Below are 23,615 nucleotides of genomic sequence, written 5' to 3'. Positions count from 1 at the left end.
TTGCCATTAACACAGGACAGCTAATGAGCGATCCAGTTATTTAAACCCATTAAAAAGTCAATACAGGCAAAATTTTCGGAGTAATATATTTCAAAACACTTTGACAAGCGCAGGTGATAAGTTTTTAGTGTGCATCTATAAAGGAGCTACCATGAAACATCACAAATACCTCATTGTTGGCGGTGGAATGGCTGCCGATTCAGCTATTCACGGTATCCGCCAAATTGACTCAAATGGTGCGATCGCCATGATCTGTGAAGAATTACACCCACCCTATGATCGCCCTCCTCTATCCAAATCTTTATGGAAAGACGCGCAATTTGAGTCGATTTGGCGTAGCCAGCATAATCTCGATGTTGCCTTACATTTAGGCAAAAAAATAGTGAACCTTGATCCGGCGAAAAAAACTGCAACTGATAATGCCGGAAATGTATATAGCTATGAAAAACTTTTACTCGCTACTGGCGGGTTAGTTCGACGGTTGCCCGATTCAGATGAAAATATCATCTACTTTAGAACTGTGGATGATTACCGGAAATTACGCGAATTATGCGAGCACGGTGCAGATTTTGTTGTCATCGGTGGCGGCTTCATAGGTTCAGAAATTGCTGCCGCACTTGCCATGAACAATAAACAGGTAACAATGATTTTTCCTGAAGCCAGTATTGGCGCTCGTGTCTATCCACAGGCACTCTCAGAATACTTGAATAACTATTATCGGGAAAAAGGCATCACCATTCATGTATCTGATACGGTTAAATCCATTCGGAAAACAGGTACAAAATGGACTGTGATTACAGAAAATGGCACTGAAATATCCGCTGACGGAATCGTGGCCGGACTGGGAATCCAGCCCAACACTGATCTCGCCGAGCAAGCAGGACTAAGAATCGATAATGGCATCGTAGTCGATGAGTTGCTCCGTACGAGTAATCCCGATATTTATGCTGCAGGCGATGTAGTCAATTTCTACAGTCCACTCCTGGAAAAACGGATACGTGTAGAACATGAAGATAACGCAAATATCATGGGAGAAATAGCTGGCAAGAACATGGCCGGTCAGTCGAATCCCTACCACCACCAGCCTTTTTTCTACTCTGATCTATTTGATCTGGGATACGAAGCAGTTGGCGAGCTTGATGCTGGTCTCGATATCATCGAGGACTGGAAGGAGCCCTTCCGCAAAGGAGTGATCTATTATTTGCGTGATGGGCATGTACGCGGAGTCCTCCTGTGGAATACCTGGAATCAGGTCGAGGCCGCTACTCAGTTGATTGCTGAGAAAGCTGAACACACCCGCGCAACACTACTAGGCCGAATCATCGATTAGTCATTACGACTTATGCCAGTATTTACATGACTCAGCAGCTGAGATGTGTATTTGCACGATAGAAAACAATTAATCAGAATTATCCATCAGCCGTATTGTGTCAATAGCATGAACAAAAATACTTGCGAATATAGCAATAAGCTCACCAAAAGGGTTGCATCTTGCCTTTGCTGCCTTATAAAGCTACCAATGCTTTTTCGCTCTATTCCACTTATACAAAGCTGCTGCAAATAGATTGTAGGCAATCCGGCATAGTTGTTTGATGATGGGTAAACCGAACAGCCTTGCCTTCCATTTTTCATAGGGAGAATGTTGCCAAATCACCAGAAACGCATCAAAACCAATATGCACCTGGCCACACCTATCGACGACGTGTAGTCGCTCGCGAACCGGTTCAATCTCCGAGTTGATCTCGGAGACCCATTGGGAGTTTAAGTGAACGTCTTTCCATTCAATCGCACACCCCTCCATTTTGCCTTTCTGGCGCTCTATACCGGCCTTGCATACAGGGCAAGCGGAGTTGTAATAGACTTTAATTGGATCTTTTCCGTTCATCATTGAAAATTTACCCAAATATTATCTTAGAAAGGAAATTTATCCCAGAGTCGATCGATACGCGCTTTGACCGCGGCGTCCATCTCGATTGGCTTTCCCCATTCACGCGCTGTTTCTCCTGGCCATTTGTTGGTAGCATCGAGCCCCATTTTCCCACCCAGACCTGAGATGGGACTCGCAAAATCCAGATAATCAATCGGAGTGTTTTCCACAATCAAGGTATCTCGCGCTGGATCAACTCGCGTCGTAATCGCCCAGATGACTTCTTTCCAGTCGCGGATATCGATATCGTCGTCTGTGACAATGATGAATTTGGTGTACATAAATTGGCGCAGGAAACTCCATACGCCAAACATCACACGTTTGGCATGCCCGGGATATTGTTTCTTCATGCTGACTACGGCCATGCGATAGGAGCATCCCTCTGGTGGCAGATAAAAATCAACGATCTCGGTGAATTGCTTCTGTAGCAAGGGTACAAATACCTCGTTCAGAGCTACTCCCAGAATAGCAGGCTCATCAGGTGGTTTGCCGGTATAGGTGGAATGGTAAATCGGATTGCGGCGCATGGTGATACGCTCGATGGTGAAAACTGGAAAAGTTTCCTGCTCGTTATAGTAGCCGGTATGATCGCCATAAGGTCCCTCGACAGCCGTTTCATCGGGGTAAATGAAGCCTTCAAGTACGATTTCCGCGCTGGCCGGTACTTGCAAATCATGGCTTAAACATTTGACGACTTCTGTTTTTGCACCGCGCAGCAAACCGGCAAACTGATATTCGCTCAGACTATCCGGCACCGGTGTAACTGCTCCCAGAATTGTTGCCGGATCAGCTCCCAGGGCAACGGCAACAGGATAAGGCTGGCCTGGATGAACCATGCAGAAATCGCGATAATCCAGCGCCCCCCCCCGGTGCGCGAGCCAACGCATAATCACTTTATTCGGTGCAATCACTTGTTGCCGGTAAATACCGAGATTTTGCCGTGCTTTGTGCGGACCGCGCGTGACCGTGAGCCCCCAGGTAATCAGAGGAGCGACATCCCCTGGCCAACATGTCTGGATTGGCAACTTGGTTAGATCAACTGCCTGCCCTTCCCACACAACTTCCTGGCACGCGGCGCTGGAAACGATTTTTGGTGTCATGTTGAGTACCTGCTTCAGCACCGGCAATTTCTCCCAGGCATCTCTCAGGCCTTTGGGCGGATCAGGTTCCTTGAGATAAGCCAACAGTTTGCCCACTTCTCGTAACGCAGCAACGGATTCCTGTCCCATTCCCAGCGCCACACGCTCAGGCGTGCCAAACAGATTACCCAATACCGGGATGGCATGCCCTTTGGGTTTCTCAAACAGCACAGCAGGCCCCGCTTTTTTGAGTAATCGATCACAAATCTCGGTCATTTCCAGATAAGGATCAACCTCGGCCGTTACACGCTTTAATTCACCCCGGTTTTCCAGTTGCGTGAGGAAATCTCGCAGATCTTTGTATTTCATCGATATAGAAGGTTTAGAAGTCAGCTGTCATGAAGGAATCGAGCGCAATACCCGCAAACACTGTAGCGCCGACCCAGTTATTGTGCAGAAAAGCCTTGAAGCAGCGGGCAGGGTTACGGTCGCGAATCAGAAAATACTGATAAGTTACCAGGCCCAATACCATTGCTAGCGCTAGATAATAAGGAGCGCCTCGTTGTAATAGCCATCCTACGATGGCCATCACGCCTAAAAAAACGGCATGACACAGCATGATACCGATTACGTCAAAATGTCCAAGCGTAATTGCGGATGTCTTGATACCGATTTTGAGATCATCTACCCGATCAACCATGGCATATTCCGTATCATAGGCGATGACCCAGCATAAGTTTGCAATTAACAACAGCCAGATGATGGCAGGCAATTCACCGGTTTGTGCAGCAAACGCCATGGGAATGCCAAAACTGAAAGCAATGCCAAGATACGCTTGCGGCATAACAAAAAAGCGCTTGGTGAATGGATAGGTTCCCGCCAGAAAAAGAGCGCACACAGAAAGTAATAGCGTCAGCTGGTTCAATGGCAATACCAGCAAGAACGCGCAGAAACTCAATCCAGCCGCCAACAGCACTGCTTCTTTGGGACTGACTATGCCGGCTGCCAGGGGGCGGTTTTTGGTGCGTTCAACATACGGATCGATACGGCGATCAGCAAAGTCATTGATCGCACACCCTGCAGAGCGCATCAATATGGTACCCATGATAAAAATGGCCAGAATCATGAAATCAGGTAGACCATCGGCTGCTAGCCATAATCCCCACAAGGTGGGCCATAACAGCAACAAAATACCGATAGGCTTATCCAGTCTTATCAGTTTTGCATAGGCGGCAAGCCGCTCATTATTCATCATATTTTTAACCTCAGAATGGCTGGCAAAAAGACTTCAGTCACCAAAATAGGTTGCCCCTGTAATGTAAATAGTGACCGCCGCGCCCATAAGCTAGTTGGAGGTGTTTGCAATCTTTGGCAGGCTCGTTTAAACAGTGGGTGATGGATATTCAGTTGTTTGTAGCCAAATTCAGCACGTTTGATCATCGGATTGGTAAATAACATGGTGCCTAATGATCGATTGCCCAGACGACTCAATCCCCGCCACGCACTCTGCAGGTGTTTTCGTGCCACAACTGAATGCGCGAATACTACCGGGATATCACCGCAGTAAAGATACACTTCGCGCACTAAGGCCAATTCACCTCGGCGCAAATTCATCATAACCAATTCGTCAGTACATGCGGGTGCAAGCGATTGAAAGAGCGGATCAACAGAAAATTTGCTACAGCGTTGTTGTATCAAGCGTGTTAGCGAATCTCGATGCAATAACCACCAGCGAATGTTAATCGACGCAGTGACAGGAACAGGATACCACGCCAGTGGCTGGTCAGCACTCATTGAAGCAAAATGACAAAAGCTGAGATTATAAAGCAGACACAGCGTAAATGACGTCTGCTTTGTTGAAAAGGATAGCGTTGATCAGAAATTTAATCCAGATTCCTCAATTGAGTACCATTCATGACATATAACCAGTTGCAAGTGCCTGTGCCCAGTCAGGGTATTTGTGCGAATTCGCCAATTTGACCATAGATTGATAGTGATAAGGCACGGAAACGAGAGAAGCGATCCAATGATCGTTCAATAACTCCAGAATGGCGTAATGGGCATCTGGTGTACCATTTTCAATAACATGACGATAAGGCGTTGCATCATCATAGGCAGGTAGTCCAACACTACCTGGATTAACGATAAGTTGGCCAGATGAGGAACGAATCGCGCGCGGTTTGTGAGTATGGCCGCACAGCACTAACTTCGCTTGAGTTGTACCAAGGCGTGCATCAACCTCTTTACGCGTTGCCATACGTGCCCCATGAACGTCAACGGTTTCCAAAAAATATTCTGAATCACTTGCTGGTGTACCATGACAAAACAGGATATCAGTACCCAAGTTTCCTTTAGGGAAGAGAGTCTTGAGCCATGCCAGCTCCTTCGGAGTTAATTGAGAGTAGGCTAATTCATCTATATCAGTGCACTGTTCCGTCCCATGTGCAAGAAGTTGGCGATCATGATTACCCGCGAGATGTACCCAATCTTGCGTCATCAAGTATTGCGCTGTTTCCAATGGGAGTAGCGGACCCGACAAGTTATCACCAAGATTGATCACAGTATCAACACCGTGGTGTTTGAAATGTGCAACAACCGCTTCTAGAGCAGGTAAATTACCGTGGATATCTGAAACAACAGCAATTCTCATATGAACCCCGCTTAGAAAGCGTAAGCTCTCTTACTTACGATAAGATAATGGAGTAACCCCGCCGGACTCCATGATGAGACAGACGGGGTCTGACATGATAAATGTCAGGAATAACCAACCATCACCCGCCTTAGGAAGGCTGCTGAATTCCTGCCAGTAACCAGGCTGCATTACGATCCTTGAGATCTTTTTGTACATGCCAAATCTCATCAAATGGCTCTGGCAGCGCATCAGGTGATTCACGCAATTGTCCATTAAAACGCACGCTGGCAATGGCCAAATCATCAGTGACCGTGACATCTAATAAATTGGCATCAATATAGGTTACCTCAGTTTTCTGAGGCTTATCACCACTCTCGTTAATTTGTTTGCTGAGCTCAGCAAACATTTCGGGTGTCGTATATTCGCGAATATCATCCAAATCACATGCACCATGAGCAGTCTGCAAGCGGATGAACGAGAGTTTGGCATTACGCAAGAATGGCTCTACTTCAAAATCTGCAGGAATACTATTTGTGGTACCGCTACTACCCGTAGCCGCTGAACCCATTTCTCCCACCGCTGATGGTGTTATTGAGTTCGGAGTGAGAATACTGCTAGCACGATCTGCACCGGCACTCGAAAACTGCATTGGACGAGACTCCTGGTCTGTTCGGGGTTTATGCATCATACGTACAATAAAGAATATCACGGCTGCTAGGGCGATCAGTACCAGAATATCCGCCATATTGATGTTTTCGAACGCCCCCCCCATGAACAGCGCTGCCAGCAAACCACCCGCAGCCAAACCGGCTAATGCGCCACCCCATTTGCTTGCGCCACCCGCAGCAGCAGCGGCTGCAGGTGCTGCTGCTTGAGACTGCGCTGGTTTTGGAGTAGCCTGTTGATTGATGGATTCACGCTGTGTTCCGATGCTTTTACCACCACCCATCCGTCTTGCTTCCGCGTCAAATGGCAGCAAGGCAAAAGTAAACATGGCTAATGTCAGAAGCGTCAGTATTTTCTTCATATTTATCTCCAAAAGTACTGTTGAAAAGATCAGTATAACATTATCATTTGATTGTAGTGGTGACTTGGAATTCCACTAAACAATCTATATTACATTGCTTTATTCCATCAAAATGATTACATACCTTGTTATATCGTAATTTTTAATTAAGCAAGCTATATTCATATATAAGATTATGGAGTAATCACACTATGGCAACTACCTTAATTACCGGTACAAATCGTGGCATTGGATTGGAGTTTGTCCGTCAATATGCTCAAGATGGTTGGTATGTGATGGCCTGTTGCCGTCAACCTGAAAAAGCGGAAAATCTCAGTCGGCTCACGGCTCAATACCCCGATCACATCAGAATTTATGCCCTCGATGTGGCAGATCATCAACAAATTGACCAATTAACCAGGTCATTGACCAGTGAAACCATTGATCTGCTGATCAATAATGCCGGTATTTATCCGCCTTCTGACGATGGAGGTTTTGGCAGTATCGACTATGCTGCATGGATTCAGGCCATGCAAATCAATACGATGGCCCCGCTCAAGATGGCAGAAGCTTTTATCACTCAAATCAGCAGCAGCAACTTAAAAACGATAGCTACAATTACCAGCAAAATGGGGAGCATTGCTGATAATCAACGAGGTGGAAGCTATATCTACCGATCAAGCAAAGCGGCAGTCAACATGGTCGCCAGGAGTCTTGCCATTGATCTGAAACCTCGTGGCATCACTTCGGTATTGCTACACCCTGGCTGGGTGAAAACCGATATGGGCGGACGAGATGCGCTAATTTCGACGGAACAAAGCGTTACAGGCATGCGACGGATATTGAGTGGCGTGGCATTGGCAGATACAGGAAAATTTTTCGCCTACGACGGGCAACTCATCCCCTGGTAAGCGCTTTTGCTGTCCGATCTACATGCTGATTCATTGCAAATAATCTGACGATAGCGATTTTTTTCTGAGTGGTAGGGAAAACCACTGCGAAATGCTTATTTTCCTGAATTCAGGAAGAAAATGAATCTGTGGCAGGATATTAGTGAATTTTCACAGATCAGACTTTGTGGTGAATTTTACTCCAGCAGCTTTTTCTTGAGGATCGTATTGACCTGCCCCGGATTCGCCTTACCTCTGGATGCTTTCATGATTTGTCCAACAAGCGAATTGAAGGCTTTTTCTTTTCCACTACGATAATCTGTAACCTGTTGGGAATGAGCAGCAAGCACCTCGTCAATGAGTTTTTCGATTTCGCTATCATCCGAGATCTGCTTGAGTCCTTTTGCAGCAATAATAGCATCGGCGCTTCCGTCATGCTCACCCTGCCACATACTATCAAAGACATCCTTGGCGCTTTTTCCTGAGATGGTACCATCGCTGATACGCGTAAGTAATTCTGCCAACTGCGCTGGACTTACCGGGCATAGTACGATCTCGATACCTTCTTTGTTGAGCCGGCCACTAACTTCTCCCATAACCCAGTTAGCACAGAGCTTAACCTGTGCAGGGAGCTGCTTAACCGTATTTTCGAAATAATCGGCCATTTCCCTAGTTGCAATCAGTACACTTGCATCATAACTTGACAGCCCAAAATCTTCTACATAACGATTGTGTCTTGCTTCTGGTAACTCTGGCAGCATTACCTCGACCCGTTCAATCCACTCTTTCGATATCTCCAAAGGCAGTAAATCAGGATCTGGAAAATAGCGATAATCATGCGCATCTTCCTTGCTGCGCATGGTACGCGTTTCATCCCGGTTAGCATCATATAGTCGCGTTTCTTGGGTAATACTCCCCCCGTCTTCCAGGATCTCAATATGTCGCCTAGCTTCAAAATCGATTGCTTTTTCAAGGAAGCGGAACGAGTTAAGATTCTTAATCTCACAGCGTGTACCCAACTTCTCTGCTCCACGCGGCCGGACAGAGACATTGGCGTCACAGCGAAATGATCCCTCCTGCATATTACCATCACAAATCCCGATCCAGCGAACCAGCGTATGCAGCGCCTTAGCGTAAGCAACCGCTTCTGCGCTACTGCGCATATCCGGCTCGGAAACAATTTCCAGCAAGGGTGTACCGGCACGATTCAGATCAATACCACTCATGCCATGAAAATCTTCATGCAATGACTTGCCTGCATCTTCTTCCAGGTGCGCGCGTGTTAGCCGGACTGTTTTTTCGGTCTCACCCACCTGGATCTTGATACTCCCTCCCTCTACAACTGGCAGCTCAAACTGGCTAATTTGATAACCTTTTGGTAAATCAGGGTAAAAGTAATTTTTCCGTGCAAATATTGAAAGGGAGTTAATTTTTGCTCCAACTGCCAGGCCAAATTTGATCGCACGTTCAACTGCCCCATAGTTTAATACTGGCAGCACCCCCGGCAACGCAATATCGACTGCGCACGCCTGGGTATTGGGTTGCGCTCCATAGGCTGTAGAGGCACCTGAGAATATCTTCGATTGTGTCGAGAGTTGAGTATGTACCTCAAGACCGATAACAATTTCCCATTGCATGTTCAAAAAACCCCTTTTACTTCTGAAGTAGCTGATAAATTATGAATAATTACTTGCTATGCTTCAGGCAGGCGCGCAGGTGCGCGCAGATGCCAGTCTGTCACTTGCTGATATTGATGTGCGATGTTTAACATCTGAGCTTCTCTGAAGTAATTACCGATGATATGCAATCCTACCGGCCTGTTCTTGTCACCAAATCCCACCGGAATCGACATACCTGGCAATCCAGCTAAATTTGCTGCGCTGGTATAAATATCCGATAAATACATCTGAATCGGATCGTTGCTCTTTTCACCAAAATTGAATGCAACTGCGGGTGCGGTCGGTCCCATGATGACATCACATTGCTTAAATGCTTCAGTAAAATCACTTGCGATCAAACGGCGCAGTTTCTGCGCTTGAAGATAATAAGCATCGTAATAACCGTGGGATAGCACGTACGTACCAATCAGGATACGACGTTTGACTTCCGCGCCAAAGCCTTGGGCTCGTGTTTTTTTATACATATCCTCAAGGTCAGTATATTGCGCAGCACGATAGCCATAGCGCACCCCATCAAAACGAGATAGATTACTGGATGCTTCTGCCGGAGCCAATACATAATAAACCGGAATAGCAAGCCCAGTATTCGGCAAAGAAATCTCAACAATCGTTGCGCCCAGTTTGCGATACTCTGCAATGGCAGCTTCTACCGCACTTGCTACATCATTGCTCATACCTTTAGCAAAGTATTCCTTGGGTAGTCCGATACGTAGCTGCCCAAGTGGTTTTTCCAGATCACAAGCATAATCTTCGGGTTCCCGCTGCAAACTGGTCGAATCACGCGCATCGAACCCTGCCATGACATTCAATAAAAACGCCAGATCCTCGGCTGATTTGGCCATTGGCCCTGCTTGATCCAAACTGGAAGCAAACGCAATCATGCCATAGCGAGAAACCAATCCATATGTAGGTTTGATACCAGAAATACCGCACAGTGCTGCCGGCTGGCGTATGGAACCACCCGTATCCGTAGCCGTCGCAGCAGGTGCCATACGCGCAGCCACTGCGCATGCAGAGCCTCCAGAACTACCCCCGGGGACGGCTGCAATATCCCAAGGATTTTTGACGGACCCATAGTATGAAGTTTCGTTACTGGATCCCATAGCGAATTCATCCATGTTGGTTTTGCCGATATTAACGGCACCTACTTGATTGAAGCGCTCAATTACAGTCGCATCATAGGGAGAGATAAAATTTGAAAGCATTTTGGACCCGCACGTCGTCAACCACCCCTTGGCACAGAAAATATCTTTTTGTGCAACAGGTATTCCCGTGAGAGGATAAGCTTGTCCTGATGCAATCATTTTGTCAGCAATTTGCGCCTGAGCAAGACTCATCTCTTCATTGAGGGTAATAAAGGCATTCAAATCTTGATTAAGCGCCTTAATGCGTTTAAGAAACGCTTTAGTCAGTTCTAAGCTGGAAATTTTTCTTTCTGCAAGTTGTGCAGCGAGCTGCTTGAGGCTAGCGTTCAACATGAGGATTCAAAATGGTGAATTACAAAAAATAAACTGGAAAGGGGCAATGCGCTTAAGCTCTACTCAATCACTTTAGGAACTAAATAAAGTCCTGCTTCCACCTGTGGCGCGATAGATTGAAATAGCATATGTTGGTCAGATTCAGTAACGACATCTTCACGCAACCGTTGTATCATATCTTGCGCATGACTCATTGGTTCAATATCGGCTGTATCCACAACAGTCTGCATCTGTTCGATTAAATCAAAAATACCAGATAATTGCATAAGTGCTTGTTGTGCTTCATCCTCACTAATTTCAATACGAGCGAGATTGGCTACACGTTTTACATCATCTAATGATAGAGTCATTTGCTGTCAAGAGCTTTATATTTAAATACGTAATAGAGTATCATGACATGTCTGATGAGCGCATACTTTTTGCACATCCACAGTACTTCAATCACTTCTTTTTTTACTGAATCTGTCATCATTAATGGAATTTCGCCATCATGTTTAACCTCCTGAACAATAACTTTTTAGGAAATTATTTCTCAACGGATATGGCCGTTGATTTAGGCACAGCCAATACACTGATTCATGTTCGTGGTCATGGTATCGTATTGAACGAACCATCAGTCGTTGCAATTAGGCAAGAAGGCGGATCCAGCGGCAAGAAAGTTATCCAGCAAGTTGGGCTTGCAGCAAAGCAAATGCTGGGACGCACACCTGGCAACATTACAGCCATTCGCCCTATGAAGGACGGCGTAATTGCCGATTTCACAGTAACTGAGCAGATGCTGAAACAGTTCATCAGAAAAGTAAATCCTCCGCGTCTGTTTTCTGCTAATCCACGCATTGTGATTTCTGTTCCTTGTGGCTCAACTCAAGTAGAACGACGTGCTATTCGCGAGGCCGCCTTTGGAGCAGGCGCACGTAAAGTAGAACTCATAGAAGAGCCGATGGCCGCTGCCATTGGGGCCGATTTACCGGTTGAGACGCCCACGGGATCCATGGTGGTTGACATCGGAGGCGGCACGACTGAAGTTGCGGTGATTTCTCTGGGAGGCGTTGTTTATTCAAATTCTGTACGGGTGGGAGGGGACAAATTTGATGAAGCGATTATCAATTATATTCGTCGCAATTACGGCATGATGATCGGGGAAGCCACTGCTGAGATCATCAAGACACAAATAGGTTCGGCTTACCCAGGAACGGAAGTACGTGAAATCGAGGTCATAGGGCGTAATCTGGCAGAAGGCATTCCGCGCAGTTTCACAATTTCCAGTAATGAAATTCTGGAAGCATTGTCCGAGCCATTGAACAATATAGTCAGCGGAGTTAAAACTGCCTTGGAACATACCCCTCCGGAGCTTGGATCGGACATTGCTGCCATGGGGATGGTCATGACAGGGGGCGGCGCACTACTGCGTGATATTGATCGTCTATTAATGGAAGAAACAGGCTTATCAGTCATTATTGCAGACGATCCGCTCACTTGCGTAGTACGGGGTGCTGGCATCGCGCTTGAAAATATTGATCGATCCATCGGGATTTTTGCTCACGAATTTTGATCTGATTTCAATCAGTTACCATGGGTTATTCAAATAAATAACTCAGTAACGAAATTTTAAATTTAAAATGCGATGGAGACAGTTCCACAATTTTTCAGAGCTGGTCCGAGTCCACAGGTACGATTATTTTTTTTTGTATTATTATCCATCCTCCTGATGGTAATGGATACCCGCTTTAATTCCTTTTCTGAAATACGTCAGACTGTTGGCATGATCATCTATCCTCTGCAAAGGCTCGCACATATACCAACAGCCTTATATGACCAGGCAGGAGAGTTCATAAATGATTTTCGGTTGACAAAAGAAATTGCTTCTCTCAGACAGCAATATTTCTTTAACCAACAAAAGCTCTTCCGGCTACAAATGCTAGAAGAAGAAAATGCCCAATTGCGCGAATTGCTGGGTGCTGCCCGGCAAACAGAAGCCAAGGCGATCATGGCAGAAATTTTATATGTTCCACGCGATCCCTTTAATCGTAAGGTAACCCTCAATAAGGGAAGTTTTAGTGAGATCGAAGCAGGTCAGGTAGTCGTAGATAATTTGGGGGTCATCGGACAAATAACACAGGTTCACCCCTGGTTATCCGAAGTCACACTCATCACTGATAAAGATCATGCTGTTCCTGTACAGGTTGCCCGTAATGGCTTACGCTCAATCGTTTCGGGTGCCGGCAAAAATAATGAGTTAGAGCTACGCTATTTATCGGTCAACGCGGATATCCAAAAAGACGATTTACTTATTACCTCCGGGATTGGAGGTGTTTATCCGCCCGGTCTACCTGTAGCGCGAGTAGAAAATATTGAGCATGATCGCTCACGTGATTTTGCACACATCAAGTGCACTCCTATCGCGGGTGTGAATAGAAGCAGACAGGTATTGATACTTTCCTTATCATCACCCGTGCCAAAGCAACCTGAAGAAGAGCCGAGAAGCACGGCTCCGCAAGAAAAGCAAAGGAGAAGCCGTGTCCAATGATTATCTTGGCCAAGAGCTCCCGCTGGAAGCAAAAAGCAGCTTCATCTTTTTCAGCCTGTTGATTGCGCTATTATTCAACCTATTGCCCCTACAAGAAATCATCTTGTTACTTCGTCCGGATTTTGTCGCGATTACGCTACTCTATTGGAGTGTTAACCACCCGCAGCGTATTGGAATGAGTCTTGCTTTTATTGCTGGTTTAGTCATGGATGTCAGCAATAGCAGTATTTTGGGTCAGCATGCATTGGCTTATTGCCTGATCACATTCTTTGGGATGATACTGCATCGACGCCTACGATTATTCAATGTCTTTCAACAAGCACCTCAAATTTTCTGGATGCTGCTCATAACTCAGTTTGCTGTATTTTTAACGGGTATGCTAGGAGGCACTTATTTCCTCGACTGGTATTACTTTTTTCCTAGTGTTACAGGTGCATTATTGTGGCCAGTGATTTCATTCTTGTTGGGTATCCCTCAAAAACCGAAAAGTGATCCTAACGAACTATGAATTATGGAGTTGAGCTTCGTAATCATTTGCGTGAATTACGTCATTTCCATATCAGGCTTACGATCAGCGCAGGCTTTGTCGTACTGTTATTTTGCCTACTGCTTACTCGTTTTTTTTATCTGCAGGTACTCCGAGGAGAACACTACACCACCCTGGCAGAAGCTAATCGAATAGCCATTATGCCACTCGTTCCTAATAGAGGTCTGATTTATGATCGCAATGGAGAAATACTTGCACAGAACCATACGACTTATGCCCTGGAAATTGTACCGAATAAAGTTGCCAACCTGGAATCAGCCATAGATGAATTAGCGACCGTAATTGAAATCACACCGGAAGATCGTCAACGATTCAATAAACTGAGGCGGGAGAGCACGCGCTTTAAAAGTTTACCCATTCGAACTCGTTTATCAGATACTGAAGTAGCCAGCTTCGCAGCAAATCGCTACCGATTTCCTGGAATGGAAATTAAAGCACGGTTACTTCGTCATTACCCTCACGCCGAGCTTTTATCCCATGTCATTGGATATATTGGCCGTATCAATGATAAGGATCTTGAGCAACTCGAAAACAATAATGAGCTAGAAAATTACCGAGGTTCCCTGCATATCGGAAGAATAGGCATTGAACAAAGTTATGAGAAAGAATTACACGGAATAACCGGCTTTGAACAAGTCGAAACAGATGTAGCAGGCCGGTACGTACGAACATTATCCCGCACCCCACCTGTAGCTGGTAATGATTTAGTTCTCTCTCTTGATATCAAATTACAGCAAGCAGCAGAGCGCGCATTCGGTGATTATCGGGGGGCATTAGTAGCGATGGATCCAACAAATGGTGAAATCCTCGCTTTTGTCAGCAAGCCGGGGTTTGATCCCAATCTATTTGTAGATGGTATCGATCACTTGAACTGGCGTTTACTCAATGAATCTATAGACAGACCTCTCAATAATCGTGCACTTCGAGGAATATATCCACCTGGCTCTACCTTTAAGCCTTTCATGGCGTTAGCTGGATTAGAATTAGGCAAGCGCACGTCCGAGTATTCGATTAATGATCCAGGTTACTTTAGCCTGCCCGGTAGTCAACACCGCTTCCGGGACTGGAAACCAAGTGGGCATGGCCGGGTAAATCTGCACAAATCACTCGTTATTTCCTGTGATACGTACTATTACACCCTTGCAAACGATCTAGGAATAAACAATATTTTCAACTTTATCAGTCAGTTTGGATTTGGCAGAAAAACCGAGGTTGATATTCCAGGTGAAGTGGCTGGACTCCTTCCCTCACCTGAGTGGAAAATGAAGCGTTTTAAGCAAAACTGGTTCCCTGGTGACACGATTTCCGTTGGGATCGGTCAAGGCTATAATCTGGCCACACCCCTTCAACTGACTTTCGCCACCATGATTCTTGCCAACAAGGGCACAGCTTATCGTCCGCATTTTGTGAAACAGATTCAAGATAACAAAATAGGCCAATTATTTGAGAATAAAGCCAATCAGATGCATACGCTAGATTTAAAAAAAGAAAATTTGAAACACGTCAACAATGCACTAGCTGATGTAACACGCCCTGGTGGAACAGCAGCACGAGCAGGTGCAAATGCTGCTTATACTTTTGCCGGAAAAACAGGCACCTCACAAGTCATTAATATTAAACAAGGCGAACGCTATATTGCCAGCAAAATACAGGAACGCCACCGTGACCATGCGCTATTTACAGCTTATGCGCCAGCAGAGAATCCAAAAATTGTGATGACGGTGCTAGTTGAAAACGGTGGCTCTGGCGGCTCGACTGCTGCACCTATTGCACGGCAGATATTGGATTATTTCTTTCTTGGAAAAACACCTGAGCCCATACTTGCTGAAAAAGAAAATAATCGATCGCATTAGAAATGTAACAGATAATTAATACGTTAACTTAAAGCTATTGCTTCTTTGACACATCGTTACCGTCGATCAACCATAATAGGTATTGGTGATTAAGTTGTTATGATTGAATTCAAGCGCCTATGGCATTATCTCACACGCTATATCGATAACTTCTTGTTAGGCGGGATCTTTTTATTGATGCTGGTTGGACTAATCGTACTCTATAGCGCGAGCGGAGGAAATTTAGGCCGGGTTAGCAGCCAAATATTAAATATGGTCGTAGCGCTCATAATTATGTGGTTGGTAGCCAATATTCCCCTTCAGCAAATTATGCGCCTTGCCTTACCATTGTACATAATAGGGATCGCTCTATTGATTGGTGTTGCCCTGTTTGGTGAGATACATAATGGCGCACGACGCTGGCTAAACATAGGAATCACAAGGATTCAACCTTCCGAGCTGTTAAAAATAGCTGTTCCCCTCATGATGGCCTGGTATTTTGATAAATCCGAAATAACCCTGCGTTTACGCGATTATGCCGGCGCTACCTTGATTCTATTATTACCCGTATTACTGATTGCTCGTCAACCTGACTTGGGAACAGCCTTATTGATTACAACGAGCGGTTTTTATGTCCTTTATTTTGCGGGTTTATCCTGGCGGGTGATGGCTGGTTTGTTAGCTACTGCTGCAAGTGTATTACCATTATTCTGGTCATTAGCAATGCATGACTATCAGCGTAAGCGCATTTTAACCATGCTTGATCCTTCTCAAGATCCGTTAGGGGCAGGTTACCACACTATACAAGCCAGCATTGCCATCGGCTCCGGAGGCATTACCGGAAAAGGATGGCAAAAAGGAACACAATCCCAGCTGGATTTTTTACCCGAACAAAGTACCGATTTTATTTTTGCAGTATTCTCGGAGGAATTTGGTTTAATCGGCAATGGTTTGTTATTATTATTGTATCTAGTCGTCATCGGGCGTTGTATGATCATTACGGCCAATGCACCGACACAGTTTACCCGCCTCGTTGCCGGCTCGATCACATTGACTTTCTTTACCTATGTTTTCGTCAACATGGGGATGGTCAGTGGAATCCTGCCTGTAGTAGGTGTGCCCCTTCCATTGATCAGCTTTGGAGGAACATCTCTAGTAACGATGCTACTGGGCTTTGGTATTTTGATGAGTATACAAACACACCCTAAACTGGTAAAAACATAAGGATGGTATACCCATGTTTACAAATGCACCTCATTCATTTTCTACTTTCTGGACATCTTGTCTTACTCCTCTCCTATCCATTATTGCACTGATCACGTTAGTAGCTTGTAGTGGCACATCTAAGTATGCCGGGTCGCAAGAAAAAAGCGCGGCTACAGTCTCAACGGTCTCTGCAAGAACCAAAGGAGGAGGTTATTATCTTGATGATGGCCCACCTGACAACCCACCGTCCAATCTAGACTCTATTCCCAATGCCATTCCACGCATCGAAACCTTAAGGTCAGCCAATATGCGCCCCTATGTTGCATTGGGCCAAACATTTACACCCATGACATCACTCGCCCCTCACAAAGAGCAAGGTATCGCTTCTTGGTATGGGCGTCGCTACCACGGTAAACAAACTGCTTCTGGAGAAGTGTACGACATGTATGCCATGACGGCCGCTCATCCAACCTTACCCATTCCAAGTTATGCTCGGGTTACTAACCTTAATAATGGCAAATCGGTGGTCGTTCGCGTTAATGATCGAGGTCCTTTCTTGGCAAATAGAGTCATTGATCTTTCCTATACTGCAGCATACAAACTGGACGTCCTCGCAAATGGAAGTACTCCAGTGGTAGTTGAAACGGTCATTCCAGGTGTCGCATCGTCTTCCCAAGTAAAAAAAACCGTATCTATACAACCACCTAATACACAAAGCAATAAAATCTACCTGCAACTTGCCGCATTTGGTTCTGCCAGTAATGCCCACAGCTTTCTTTCACAAATACGGGCAGAACTGCCATCCATCACTCATAAGACTGACATCACCAATGAAGGTGGTCTATACAAAATCCATATTGGACCCTATTTCAGTCAGGTAGCTGCCAGAAAAACTGCTGACGAAATCGCGCAACGCATCGCTGTCAAACCGATATTAACAATGCGTTAACAGCTGATCGCGCACACTGTGCTAGAGTCTGTGTTCAGCGCACATGCCAGTAGCGACGGTTAATCTCACGCCAGCTGCCAACCGAAATGCCATTATCTTTAAACTTCAGCAATATTGCTCCATCACGATCACTGTGCATCAGTTGACTTCCCAGCGCACGGTAGCGCTCAACGACTTCCTCACTGGGATGCCCAAAGTGATTACGATAGCCAACAGTGAATAAGGTAAGCCTGGGGTTGACCTGTCGTATAAAAGCTTCTGTCGAAGAAGTCTTGCTACCATGATGAGGTGCGATCAGAACCGTTGAGCGAAGCTGCTGGCTCGCGCGCGCAAGCAAGGCCTGCTCTGAACTCTTCTCAATATCGGCTGGCAATAGCACACTTCCATGATGTGTAGTAATTTTCAGTACGCAGCTGGATTCATTGGTTTTTCGCCTATTGAGATCATAGTTTTGTACTGAAGGATGTAACAATTCAAAATGAACATCATCCCATTGCCATGATTCGCCCGCAAAGCATTTCCTCCCATTCTTAGCAGCTTGCTGGATAGGATGATCAGCATTCAATGATGATAACAATAACTTCACGGGCATTGCTTCTGACACAGACAAAGCACCACCGCTGTGATCTAAGTCTGCATGGGATATCATCATAAGATCAAGTTGACTGATTCCTTCACCGCGTAAAAATGGCACAATAATCCGCTCTCCGCTATCGGTTTCTCCAAAACTGGGTCCCGTATCGTATAACAGCGCATGATGCTCGGTACGCGCCACCACTGCTAACCCCTGGCCGACATCCAGCACAGTCAACCACAACTCGCCAACTCCTGGTTTGGGTGGGGAAACTACAAATAGCGGCAGCAATGCCACCACTCCCAGCCATCGCGCAGGAAAGCCCGAGAAAACGCCCAAACCTGAGCCAGCTGGCAGAAACAACCAAACGATACCTGCTATACCGGCAATCACCGTCCATAAGGGAGGAGTATGCTGCTGCCAGACAACCTGGGAAGCTTCGCTTAGCCATTTCAGCAGCGCCATGCCGCCGCTTAATATTTCATGGGCGGGTAATAGCAAAAAATCAAGAAACGGCACAATTGCAAGTAGCGTCAGCGGAACCACCGCTAGGCTCACTAATGGAATAGCAATTGCATTCGCTATCGGTGCGATCAGCGACACTTGCTGGAACATCACTAGCAGTAAAGGACTCAACCCCAGTGTAATTACCCATTGCACACGGATCCAACTGATTATTGCGCTCATTTTGCCAATACGAGCAAAGGTTACTAACGTGATCAGTGCTATCGCACCAAACGATAGCCAGAAACCGGGTGAGATCACTGCCCATGGATCAAATACCACTACGATCAATAACGCCCATACGAGCACAGCGGGCGGCGATACCCTACGATCACTCCAGAGCGCAATGGCCATGATTGCCAGCATCAGAAATGTCCGTCTAGTGGGAACTGAGAAACCGGCTAGTAATGCATAGCACAGTGCCGCCAAGAGACCTGCGGCAACAGCCATTTTGCGCGCTGGCAGTAAGAAGGATAACCGAGGGCATCGACGCCAGAACCAATAGACCAGTGAAAAAAACATACCTGATACCATTGTCACATGAAGCCCCGAGATAGACATAAGATGATTGGTGCCAGTACGTGTGAAAATCTGCCACTGCTCGCGGGGGATAGCATGCTGCTCCCCTACTGCCAAGGCAATTTGAATGCCTGCATAGGGATGATCAGCTAAAACATGTGTAAACCGTGTGTGAATCTGCTGACGGGTATGCTCAATCAAATATTTAGGATAGTTAACCCACTCATCCAAACGCACATTATTTTCTGATATGCGAACATAGCCCATAGCACGGATATTGCGTTCTATGGCTTTTGCCTCAAAATCGGAGCCATGGGGATTGGCGTTGCCATGGGGGCGCTTTAGCCGTACGGTCAGTCGCCAGCGCTCACCAGCATTGACCTGAGGAAGCACGGATTTGCTAACTTTCTCATGCCTCTCACGCATTTTGTACCAAGTCAGCATGATATGCGCGGGCACCTCTGCCTCTGACGTTAGCACTTGCTCTACATCAAACCGGAAGCGCACACTTCGATCCGTCACTTGCGGCAATTCCGCGATGACACCTATCAGCTCGATATCGCGGCTTTCCCATTCATGCGGTAAAGTATCTGCCATACGCCAGTGAGCAAACATCGCTGCCCAGAAAAAACCCAGTCCAAGAAAAAAACCAAATAATAGAATTTTTCGGATTGCGACAAATGCATTCGGATGAAAGTAAGCGTAAAAAAATAACAGTATCGCGGCAGGCAGTAACACTACTGCCCATTGCATTTCCGGCAATTCAGCCTGTAGCTGCAATAAACAAGAACCAAATACAAATGCAAGACTGTAGGTTTGTGTCAGCAATTTTTGCGATTACAAATGAAAGGCGTACTGTTGATTCTTGCAATGAATAAATTGCAGATATGAAAGAATCATTACTTTTTATATACGACGGGAAAATTCAGAGACTGAGAAAATTAATAAATTCACAGTATGTAGATAAATCCTGAAATGGCAGGTTTATTTATTCAAAGACTACTGTCTGCACCATTAACGTTAACGCGAAATGATCATTTACGGTTAAAATGTCACATTTAATTCTAGAGAGACTAATTATGTATCGTATCGCTCCGAGTATTCTATCGGCAAATTTCGCCAAACTAGGCGAAGAAATCACCAACGTCCTGGATTCAGGCGCGGACATCATTCACTTTGACGTTATGGATAACCATTATGTCCCTAATTTGACTATCGGCCCTCTGGTGTGTGAAGCGATACGCCCTTTAACCCTAGCAGTGATTGACGTCCATTTGATGGTTGAGCCCGTGGATCGTATCATTCCTGATTTTGCCAAAGCAGGCGCCAATATCATTTCTTTCCACCCGGAGGCTTCCAGGCATATCGACCGTACCATCGGTTTGATCAAGGAACAAGGATGCAAAGCAGGCTTGGTCTTTAATCCGGCTACTCCTCTTGGCTATCTTGACCATGTTCTGGATAAACTAGATTTAGTCTTGATCATGTCTGTCAATCCCGGTTTTGGTGGACAAAAATTCATCCCTGAAGCACTCAATAAATTAACAGAAGTCCGCAAACGTATCGATGCAAGTGGCAAAGACATTCTGCTGGAAATTGATGGAGGTGTAAAAGTCGATAATATCGCTGAAATCGCGCGCGCAGGTGCGGATACCTTTGTTGCGGGATCGGCTATTTATGGCGCTGGCAAAGACAGTGACCCGCATCGCTATGATACGGTTATCTCGGCAATGCGAGCAGAGTTAGCAAAAATTTAGTAATGGTTGTTTTTTACCTTTTTATTACCCATCACCTGAACAAAAACAAATGAATCAGAACAGTTTGCAATGTGATTGCCGTACAACAGAAATTGAGTTTCCTATCCAGATTAAAGCCGTTGTCATCGATCTGGATGGTACGCTGCTTGATACCGCAACAGATCTCGCCTTTGCCGCGAATAAGATGCTACAGGAACTAGGCAAACCAGAATTACCGCTCGCTACCATCCAATCCTTCATAGGAAAGGGTATTCAGAAACTGGTGAAACGTTCGCTAACGAATAGCCTGGAGGATGAGCCAGATCTTGAATTATTCAGCAAAGCTTTGCCTATTTATGAGCGAAATTATGGTGAACATTTGTATACCCACACTCGCCCCTATCCCGGGGTTGTCGAGGGATTGAATGCACTCAAGGAGGATGGATTTCAGTTGGCCTGTATTACCAATAAAGCTGAAGCATTTACCTTGCCACTGCTACGTGCAACTAACCTGCTGAGTTATTTTGAGATCGTATTATCAGGCGACAGTTTGCCCAAAAAGAAACCAGACCCCATGCCCTTGTTGCATGCCTGCAAGCACTTTCAAATTGAACCGTGTGAATTGCTGTTAATTGGCGACTCACTCAATGACACGATTGCAGCACGTGCGGCGGGATGCAATATCTTCTGCGTGCCCTACGGTTATAATGAAGGGCGGGATGCGCATGAGCTGGACTGCGATGCAATCATTTCTTCACTGCTTGAAGCAACGAAATTAATCAAAAAAATAAATTAGTTTCAGTTACAAAAAAAGCGTCGAATAATTTTTCATAACGGTCACGCTGCACTGCATTGCGAATAAACATCCTGCTCGATGAACACATTAATAAGTATCCTATCGCCAAGCTACTCTCTGATTTCTTTCTTTTTGAAGAGGTGAGTGTGTGACTCAAAGTGAATTCAACGACCTGGCAGCCCAGGGTTACAACCGCATTCCTCTGGTACTGGAAACTTTTGCTGATCTTGATACACCGCTTTCAGTTTATCTCAAGCTCGCCAATCAGCCCTATTCCTATTTGTTGGAATCGGTACTGGGTGGTGAACGTTTTGGGCGTTATTCCGTTATCGGGTTGCCTGCAAAGACACGCATAGAAGCATATGGCAATGATGTCACTATCATCAAGGATTCCAGTTCTAAGAAAATCAATGTCGGGAATGTACTAGACTTTATCGAATCCTATCTTGCTGATTTTAGAATTGCACCGCATGAAGGTTTACCTCGTTTCTGCGGAGGGCTGGTAGGCTATTTTGCCTATGATACAGTACGTTATATCGAACCAAGACTGGCCGGTCATGCTCGACTCGATACCTTGCATACACCGGATGTACTGCTATTGCTGTCCGAAGAGTTGGTTGTAGTAGACAATCTTTCTGGAAAACTTTATCTCATCATCTATATCAATCCAGATTCTAACAACGCTTACCAGACAGGAAAAAATCGGCTCAAAGAGCTACTGAGCAAGCTACGGCAACCTTTAACCATTCCGGTTGAAAAACCAAGCAATTCAAGCACTGCTGTTTGTGAATTTAGTGAAGCTGACTTCATCGCAGCCGTAGAACGCGCTAAACAATATATCGTTGATGGCGACATCATGCAGGTCGTCCTTTCACAACGCACCAGCAAACCTTATTCAGCCTCCCCGCTTGCGCTCTATCGCGCACTGCGTAGCCTTAACCCCTCTCCCTACATGTTTTATTATCATCTGGATGATTTTCATATCGTTGGGGCCTCACCCGAGATCCTCGTACGACTTGAAAATGGCATGGTAACGGCGCGCCCAATTGCCGGGACACGCCCCCGCGGCAAGAATATGCAGGAGGATTCAGCGTTAGCGACTGATTTACTGGCTGACCCCAAAGAATGTGCCGAACATGTCATGCTGATGGATTTAGGGCGCAATGATATCGGACGTGTTGCCCAAACCGGTACAGTCAAAGTGACCGAAAACATGAAAATCGAGCACTACTCCCATGTCATGCATATTGTTTCCAACGTGGAAGGTAAGCTCAAGCCAGGCCTGAATGCGATCGACGTATTACGCGCCACTTTTCCGGCAGGCACAGTCAGTGGCGCGCCCAAGGTCAGAGCAATGGAAATTATCGATGAGCTGGAGATCTCCAAGCGCGGGATTTATGCAGGTGCAGTCGGTTACCTGGGCTTCAATGGCGATATGGATCTGGCAATTGCGATCCGTACAGGTGTGATCAAAGATGGCAAGCTGCATGTCCAGGCAGGCGCCGGTATTGTTGCTGACTCCGTACCTCTTAACGAATGGATCGAGACACAAAACAAAGCCAAAGCTTTATTGCGTGCTGCTGAAATCGCTGAGAGCGGACTAGACAGCAAAATTGAATAAAATAGCAGCAACCTAAAATCGACTACCCCTGCCCCAAGTAGCGAGGAATTACGCCATTTTTCCCTTCAGGAGATTTCCTTTGCAGTTTCCTAACGCCCCATTGGACAAAGAAT

21 protein-coding genes are annotated in these 23,615 nt (G+C 45.8%); 11 read left to right on the top strand and 10 right to left on the bottom strand.

The features are described 5' to 3' along the window. Positions 1 to 151: 151 nt before the first annotated feature. Positions 152 to 1,330: an NAD(P)/FAD-dependent oxidoreductase gene (locus BLW34_RS07295; RefSeq protein WP_090577574.1), complete on the top strand. Its 1,179-nt coding sequence runs from the start codon at positions 152 to 154 to the stop codon at positions 1,328 to 1,330. Positions 1,331 to 1,513: 183 nt separating this feature from the next. On the opposite strand, the gene BLW34_RS07290 is transcribed toward BLW34_RS07295, so the two are convergent. The 6 genes from BLW34_RS07290 to BLW34_RS07265 all read right to left on the bottom strand — a co-directional run bounded on the left by BLW34_RS07290 (position 1,514) and on the right by BLW34_RS07265 (position 6,665). After that, positions 1,514 to 1,888, bottom strand: a complete 375-nt coding sequence (locus BLW34_RS07290) for a thiol-disulfide oxidoreductase DCC family protein (RefSeq protein ID WP_256203660.1) — start codon at positions 1,886 to 1,888, stop codon at positions 1,514 to 1,516. 23 nt (positions 1,889 to 1,911) lie between these two features. After that, complete coding sequence (ubiD, locus tag BLW34_RS07285) at positions 1,912 to 3,375, bottom strand: 4-hydroxy-3-polyprenylbenzoate decarboxylase (RefSeq protein WP_090577571.1); 1,464 nt, start codon at positions 3,373 to 3,375, stop codon at positions 1,912 to 1,914. Positions 3,376 to 3,388: 13 nt separating this feature from the next. Then, on the bottom strand, positions 3,389 to 4,261 hold the full coding sequence (ubiA, locus tag BLW34_RS07280) for a 4-hydroxybenzoate octaprenyltransferase (protein ID WP_090577568.1): 873 nt from the start codon (positions 4,259 to 4,261) through the stop codon (positions 3,389 to 3,391). Continuing rightward, positions 4,258 to 4,800 (bottom strand): chorismate--pyruvate lyase family protein, encoded by a 543-nt coding sequence (locus BLW34_RS07275; protein WP_090542125.1) that lies wholly within the window; start codon positions 4,798 to 4,800, stop codon positions 4,258 to 4,260. Before BLW34_RS07275 ends, ubiA begins: the two co-directional genes overlap by 4 nt. A gap of 118 nt (positions 4,801 to 4,918) precedes the next feature. Further along, a complete protein-coding gene (locus BLW34_RS07270) occupies positions 4,919 to 5,656 on the bottom strand; it encodes a metallophosphoesterase family protein (protein WP_090577565.1) in 738 nt (245 codons plus the stop codon). Positions 5,657 to 5,786: 130 nt separating this feature from the next. Beyond that, complete coding sequence (locus BLW34_RS07265) at positions 5,787 to 6,665, bottom strand: Tim44 domain-containing protein (protein ID WP_090577562.1); 879 nt, start codon at positions 6,663 to 6,665, stop codon at positions 5,787 to 5,789. Between the two features lie 191 nt (positions 6,666 to 6,856). On the opposite strand from BLW34_RS07265, the gene BLW34_RS07260 reads away from it, so the two are divergent. Then, positions 6,857 to 7,555 (top strand): SDR family oxidoreductase, encoded by a 699-nt coding sequence (locus BLW34_RS07260; RefSeq protein WP_090577559.1) that lies wholly within the window; start codon positions 6,857 to 6,859, stop codon positions 7,553 to 7,555. 176 nt (positions 7,556 to 7,731) lie between these two features. Here BLW34_RS07260 and gatB read toward each other — a convergent pair whose 3' ends face one another. From gatB to gatC, 3 genes are read right to left on the bottom strand one after another with little or no spacing between them, the layout of a single operon-like run. Further along, positions 7,732 to 9,171 carry an Asp-tRNA(Asn)/Glu-tRNA(Gln) amidotransferase subunit GatB gene (gene gatB, locus BLW34_RS07255; protein ID WP_090577556.1) on the bottom strand — a complete coding sequence of 480 codons (1,440 nt, stop codon included), beginning with the start codon at positions 9,169 to 9,171 and terminating at the stop codon, positions 7,732 to 7,734. Between the two features lie 56 nt (positions 9,172 to 9,227). After that, entirely contained in the window at positions 9,228 to 10,691 is a 1,464-nt protein-coding gene (gene gatA, locus BLW34_RS07250) for an Asp-tRNA(Asn)/Glu-tRNA(Gln) amidotransferase subunit GatA (protein WP_090577554.1), read from the bottom strand. Positions 10,692 to 10,750: 59 nt separating this feature from the next. Beyond that, the gene (gatC, locus tag BLW34_RS07245) at positions 10,751 to 11,041 is read right to left on the bottom strand and encodes an Asp-tRNA(Asn)/Glu-tRNA(Gln) amidotransferase subunit GatC (RefSeq protein ID WP_090577551.1); all 291 of its coding nucleotides are present in this window, start codon (positions 11,039 to 11,041) and stop codon (positions 10,751 to 10,753) included. A 140-nt stretch (positions 11,042 to 11,181) separates the two neighbouring features. Here gatC and BLW34_RS07240 point away from each other — a divergent pair, with 140 nt between their 5' ends. The 6 genes from BLW34_RS07240 to BLW34_RS07215 all read left to right on the top strand — a co-directional run bounded on the left by BLW34_RS07240 (position 11,182) and on the right by BLW34_RS07215 (position 17,752). Next, on the top strand, positions 11,182 to 12,243 hold the full coding sequence (locus BLW34_RS07240; RefSeq protein ID WP_090577548.1) for a rod shape-determining protein: 1,062 nt from the start codon (positions 11,182 to 11,184) through the stop codon (positions 12,241 to 12,243). A 72-nt stretch (positions 12,244 to 12,315) separates the two neighbouring features. Continuing rightward, positions 12,316 to 13,218 (top strand): rod shape-determining protein MreC, encoded by a 903-nt coding sequence (gene mreC, locus BLW34_RS07235; protein WP_090577545.1) that lies wholly within the window; start codon positions 12,316 to 12,318, stop codon positions 13,216 to 13,218. Then, complete coding sequence (gene mreD / locus BLW34_RS07230; protein ID WP_090577542.1) at positions 13,208 to 13,726, top strand: rod shape-determining protein MreD; 519 nt, start codon at positions 13,208 to 13,210, stop codon at positions 13,724 to 13,726. Before mreC ends, mreD begins: the two co-directional genes overlap by 11 nt. Further along, a complete protein-coding gene (gene mrdA, locus BLW34_RS07225; protein WP_090577539.1) occupies positions 13,723 to 15,618 on the top strand; it encodes a penicillin-binding protein 2 in 1,896 nt (631 codons plus the stop codon). The genes mreD and mrdA overlap by 4 nt, the downstream gene beginning before the upstream one ends. A gap of 99 nt (positions 15,619 to 15,717) precedes the next feature. Then, on the top strand, positions 15,718 to 16,821 hold the full coding sequence (gene rodA, locus BLW34_RS07220) for a rod shape-determining protein RodA (protein WP_090577536.1): 1,104 nt from the start codon (positions 15,718 to 15,720) through the stop codon (positions 16,819 to 16,821). A gap of 13 nt (positions 16,822 to 16,834) precedes the next feature. Continuing rightward, positions 16,835 to 17,752 carry a septal ring lytic transglycosylase RlpA family protein gene (locus BLW34_RS07215; protein WP_090577533.1) on the top strand — a complete coding sequence of 306 codons (918 nt, stop codon included), beginning with the start codon at positions 16,835 to 16,837 and terminating at the stop codon, positions 17,750 to 17,752. Positions 17,753 to 17,786: 34 nt separating this feature from the next. On the opposite strand, the gene BLW34_RS07210 is transcribed toward BLW34_RS07215, so the two are convergent. Continuing rightward, positions 17,787 to 20,177: a DNA internalization-related competence protein ComEC/Rec2 gene (locus BLW34_RS07210; protein WP_256203659.1), complete on the bottom strand. Its 2,391-nt coding sequence runs from the start codon at positions 20,175 to 20,177 to the stop codon at positions 17,787 to 17,789. Positions 20,178 to 20,428: 251 nt separating this feature from the next. Between BLW34_RS07210 and rpe the strand changes: the two genes are divergently transcribed. The 3 genes from rpe (at position 20,429) to trpE (ending at position 23,502) form a co-directional block, all read left to right on the top strand. Further along, the gene (gene rpe / locus BLW34_RS07205) at positions 20,429 to 21,106 is read left to right on the top strand and encodes a ribulose-phosphate 3-epimerase (RefSeq protein ID WP_090577529.1); all 678 of its coding nucleotides are present in this window, start codon (positions 20,429 to 20,431) and stop codon (positions 21,104 to 21,106) included. A gap of 49 nt (positions 21,107 to 21,155) precedes the next feature. Further along, the gene (locus BLW34_RS07200) at positions 21,156 to 21,881 is read left to right on the top strand and encodes a phosphoglycolate phosphatase (protein ID WP_090577526.1); all 726 of its coding nucleotides are present in this window, start codon (positions 21,156 to 21,158) and stop codon (positions 21,879 to 21,881) included. A 148-nt stretch (positions 21,882 to 22,029) separates the two neighbouring features. Continuing rightward, positions 22,030 to 23,502 (top strand): anthranilate synthase component I, encoded by a 1,473-nt coding sequence (gene trpE / locus BLW34_RS07195; protein WP_090577523.1) that lies wholly within the window; start codon positions 22,030 to 22,032, stop codon positions 23,500 to 23,502. Positions 23,503 to 23,615 lie beyond the last annotated feature (113 nt).

The sequence above is a fragment of the Nitrosomonas sp. Nm58 genome (assembly GCF_900107335.1).
Classification (GTDB): Bacteria; Pseudomonadota; Gammaproteobacteria; order Burkholderiales; family Nitrosomonadaceae; genus Nitrosomonas.
This window is presented reverse-complemented; position numbering and strand designations above follow the sequence as displayed.

Coding starts and splice junctions, on each gene's coding strand:
- BLW34_RS07295 (WP_090577574.1), top strand. CDS start 152: ATGAAACATCACAAATACCTCATTGTTGGCGGTGGAATGGCTGCCGAT.
- BLW34_RS07290 (WP_256203660.1), bottom strand. CDS start 1,888: ATGATGAACGGAAAAGATCCAATTAAAGTCTATTACAACTCCGCTTGC.
- ubiD (WP_090577571.1), bottom strand. CDS start 3,375: ATGAAATACAAAGATCTGCGAGATTTCCTCACGCAACTGGAAAACCGG.
- ubiA (WP_090577568.1), bottom strand. CDS start 4,261: ATGATGAATAATGAGCGGCTTGCCGCCTATGCAAAACTGATAAGACTG.
- BLW34_RS07275 (WP_090542125.1), bottom strand. CDS start 4,800: ATGAGTGCTGACCAGCCACTGGCGTGGTATCCTGTTCCTGTCACTGCG.
- BLW34_RS07270 (WP_090577565.1), bottom strand. CDS start 5,656: ATGAGAATTGCTGTTGTTTCAGATATCCACGGTAATTTACCTGCTCTA.
- BLW34_RS07265 (WP_090577562.1), bottom strand. CDS start 6,665: ATGAAGAAAATACTGACGCTTCTGACATTAGCCATGTTTACTTTTGCC.
- BLW34_RS07260 (WP_090577559.1), top strand. CDS start 6,857: ATGGCAACTACCTTAATTACCGGTACAAATCGTGGCATTGGATTGGAG.
- gatB (WP_090577556.1), bottom strand. CDS start 9,171: ATGCAATGGGAAATTGTTATCGGTCTTGAGGTACATACTCAACTCTCG.
- gatA (WP_090577554.1), bottom strand. CDS start 10,691: ATGTTGAACGCTAGCCTCAAGCAGCTCGCTGCACAACTTGCAGAAAGA.
- gatC (WP_090577551.1), bottom strand. CDS start 11,041: ATGACTCTATCATTAGATGATGTAAAACGTGTAGCCAATCTCGCTCGT.
- BLW34_RS07240 (WP_090577548.1), top strand. CDS start 11,182: ATGTTTAACCTCCTGAACAATAACTTTTTAGGAAATTATTTCTCAACG.
- mreC (WP_090577545.1), top strand. CDS start 12,316: ATGGAGACAGTTCCACAATTTTTCAGAGCTGGTCCGAGTCCACAGGTA.
- mrdA (WP_090577539.1), top strand. CDS start 13,723: ATGAATTATGGAGTTGAGCTTCGTAATCATTTGCGTGAATTACGTCAT.
- rodA (WP_090577536.1), top strand. CDS start 15,718: ATGATTGAATTCAAGCGCCTATGGCATTATCTCACACGCTATATCGAT.
- BLW34_RS07215 (WP_090577533.1), top strand. CDS start 16,835: ATGTTTACAAATGCACCTCATTCATTTTCTACTTTCTGGACATCTTGT.
- rpe (WP_090577529.1), top strand. CDS start 20,429: ATGTATCGTATCGCTCCGAGTATTCTATCGGCAAATTTCGCCAAACTA.
- BLW34_RS07200 (WP_090577526.1), top strand. CDS start 21,156: ATGAATCAGAACAGTTTGCAATGTGATTGCCGTACAACAGAAATTGAG.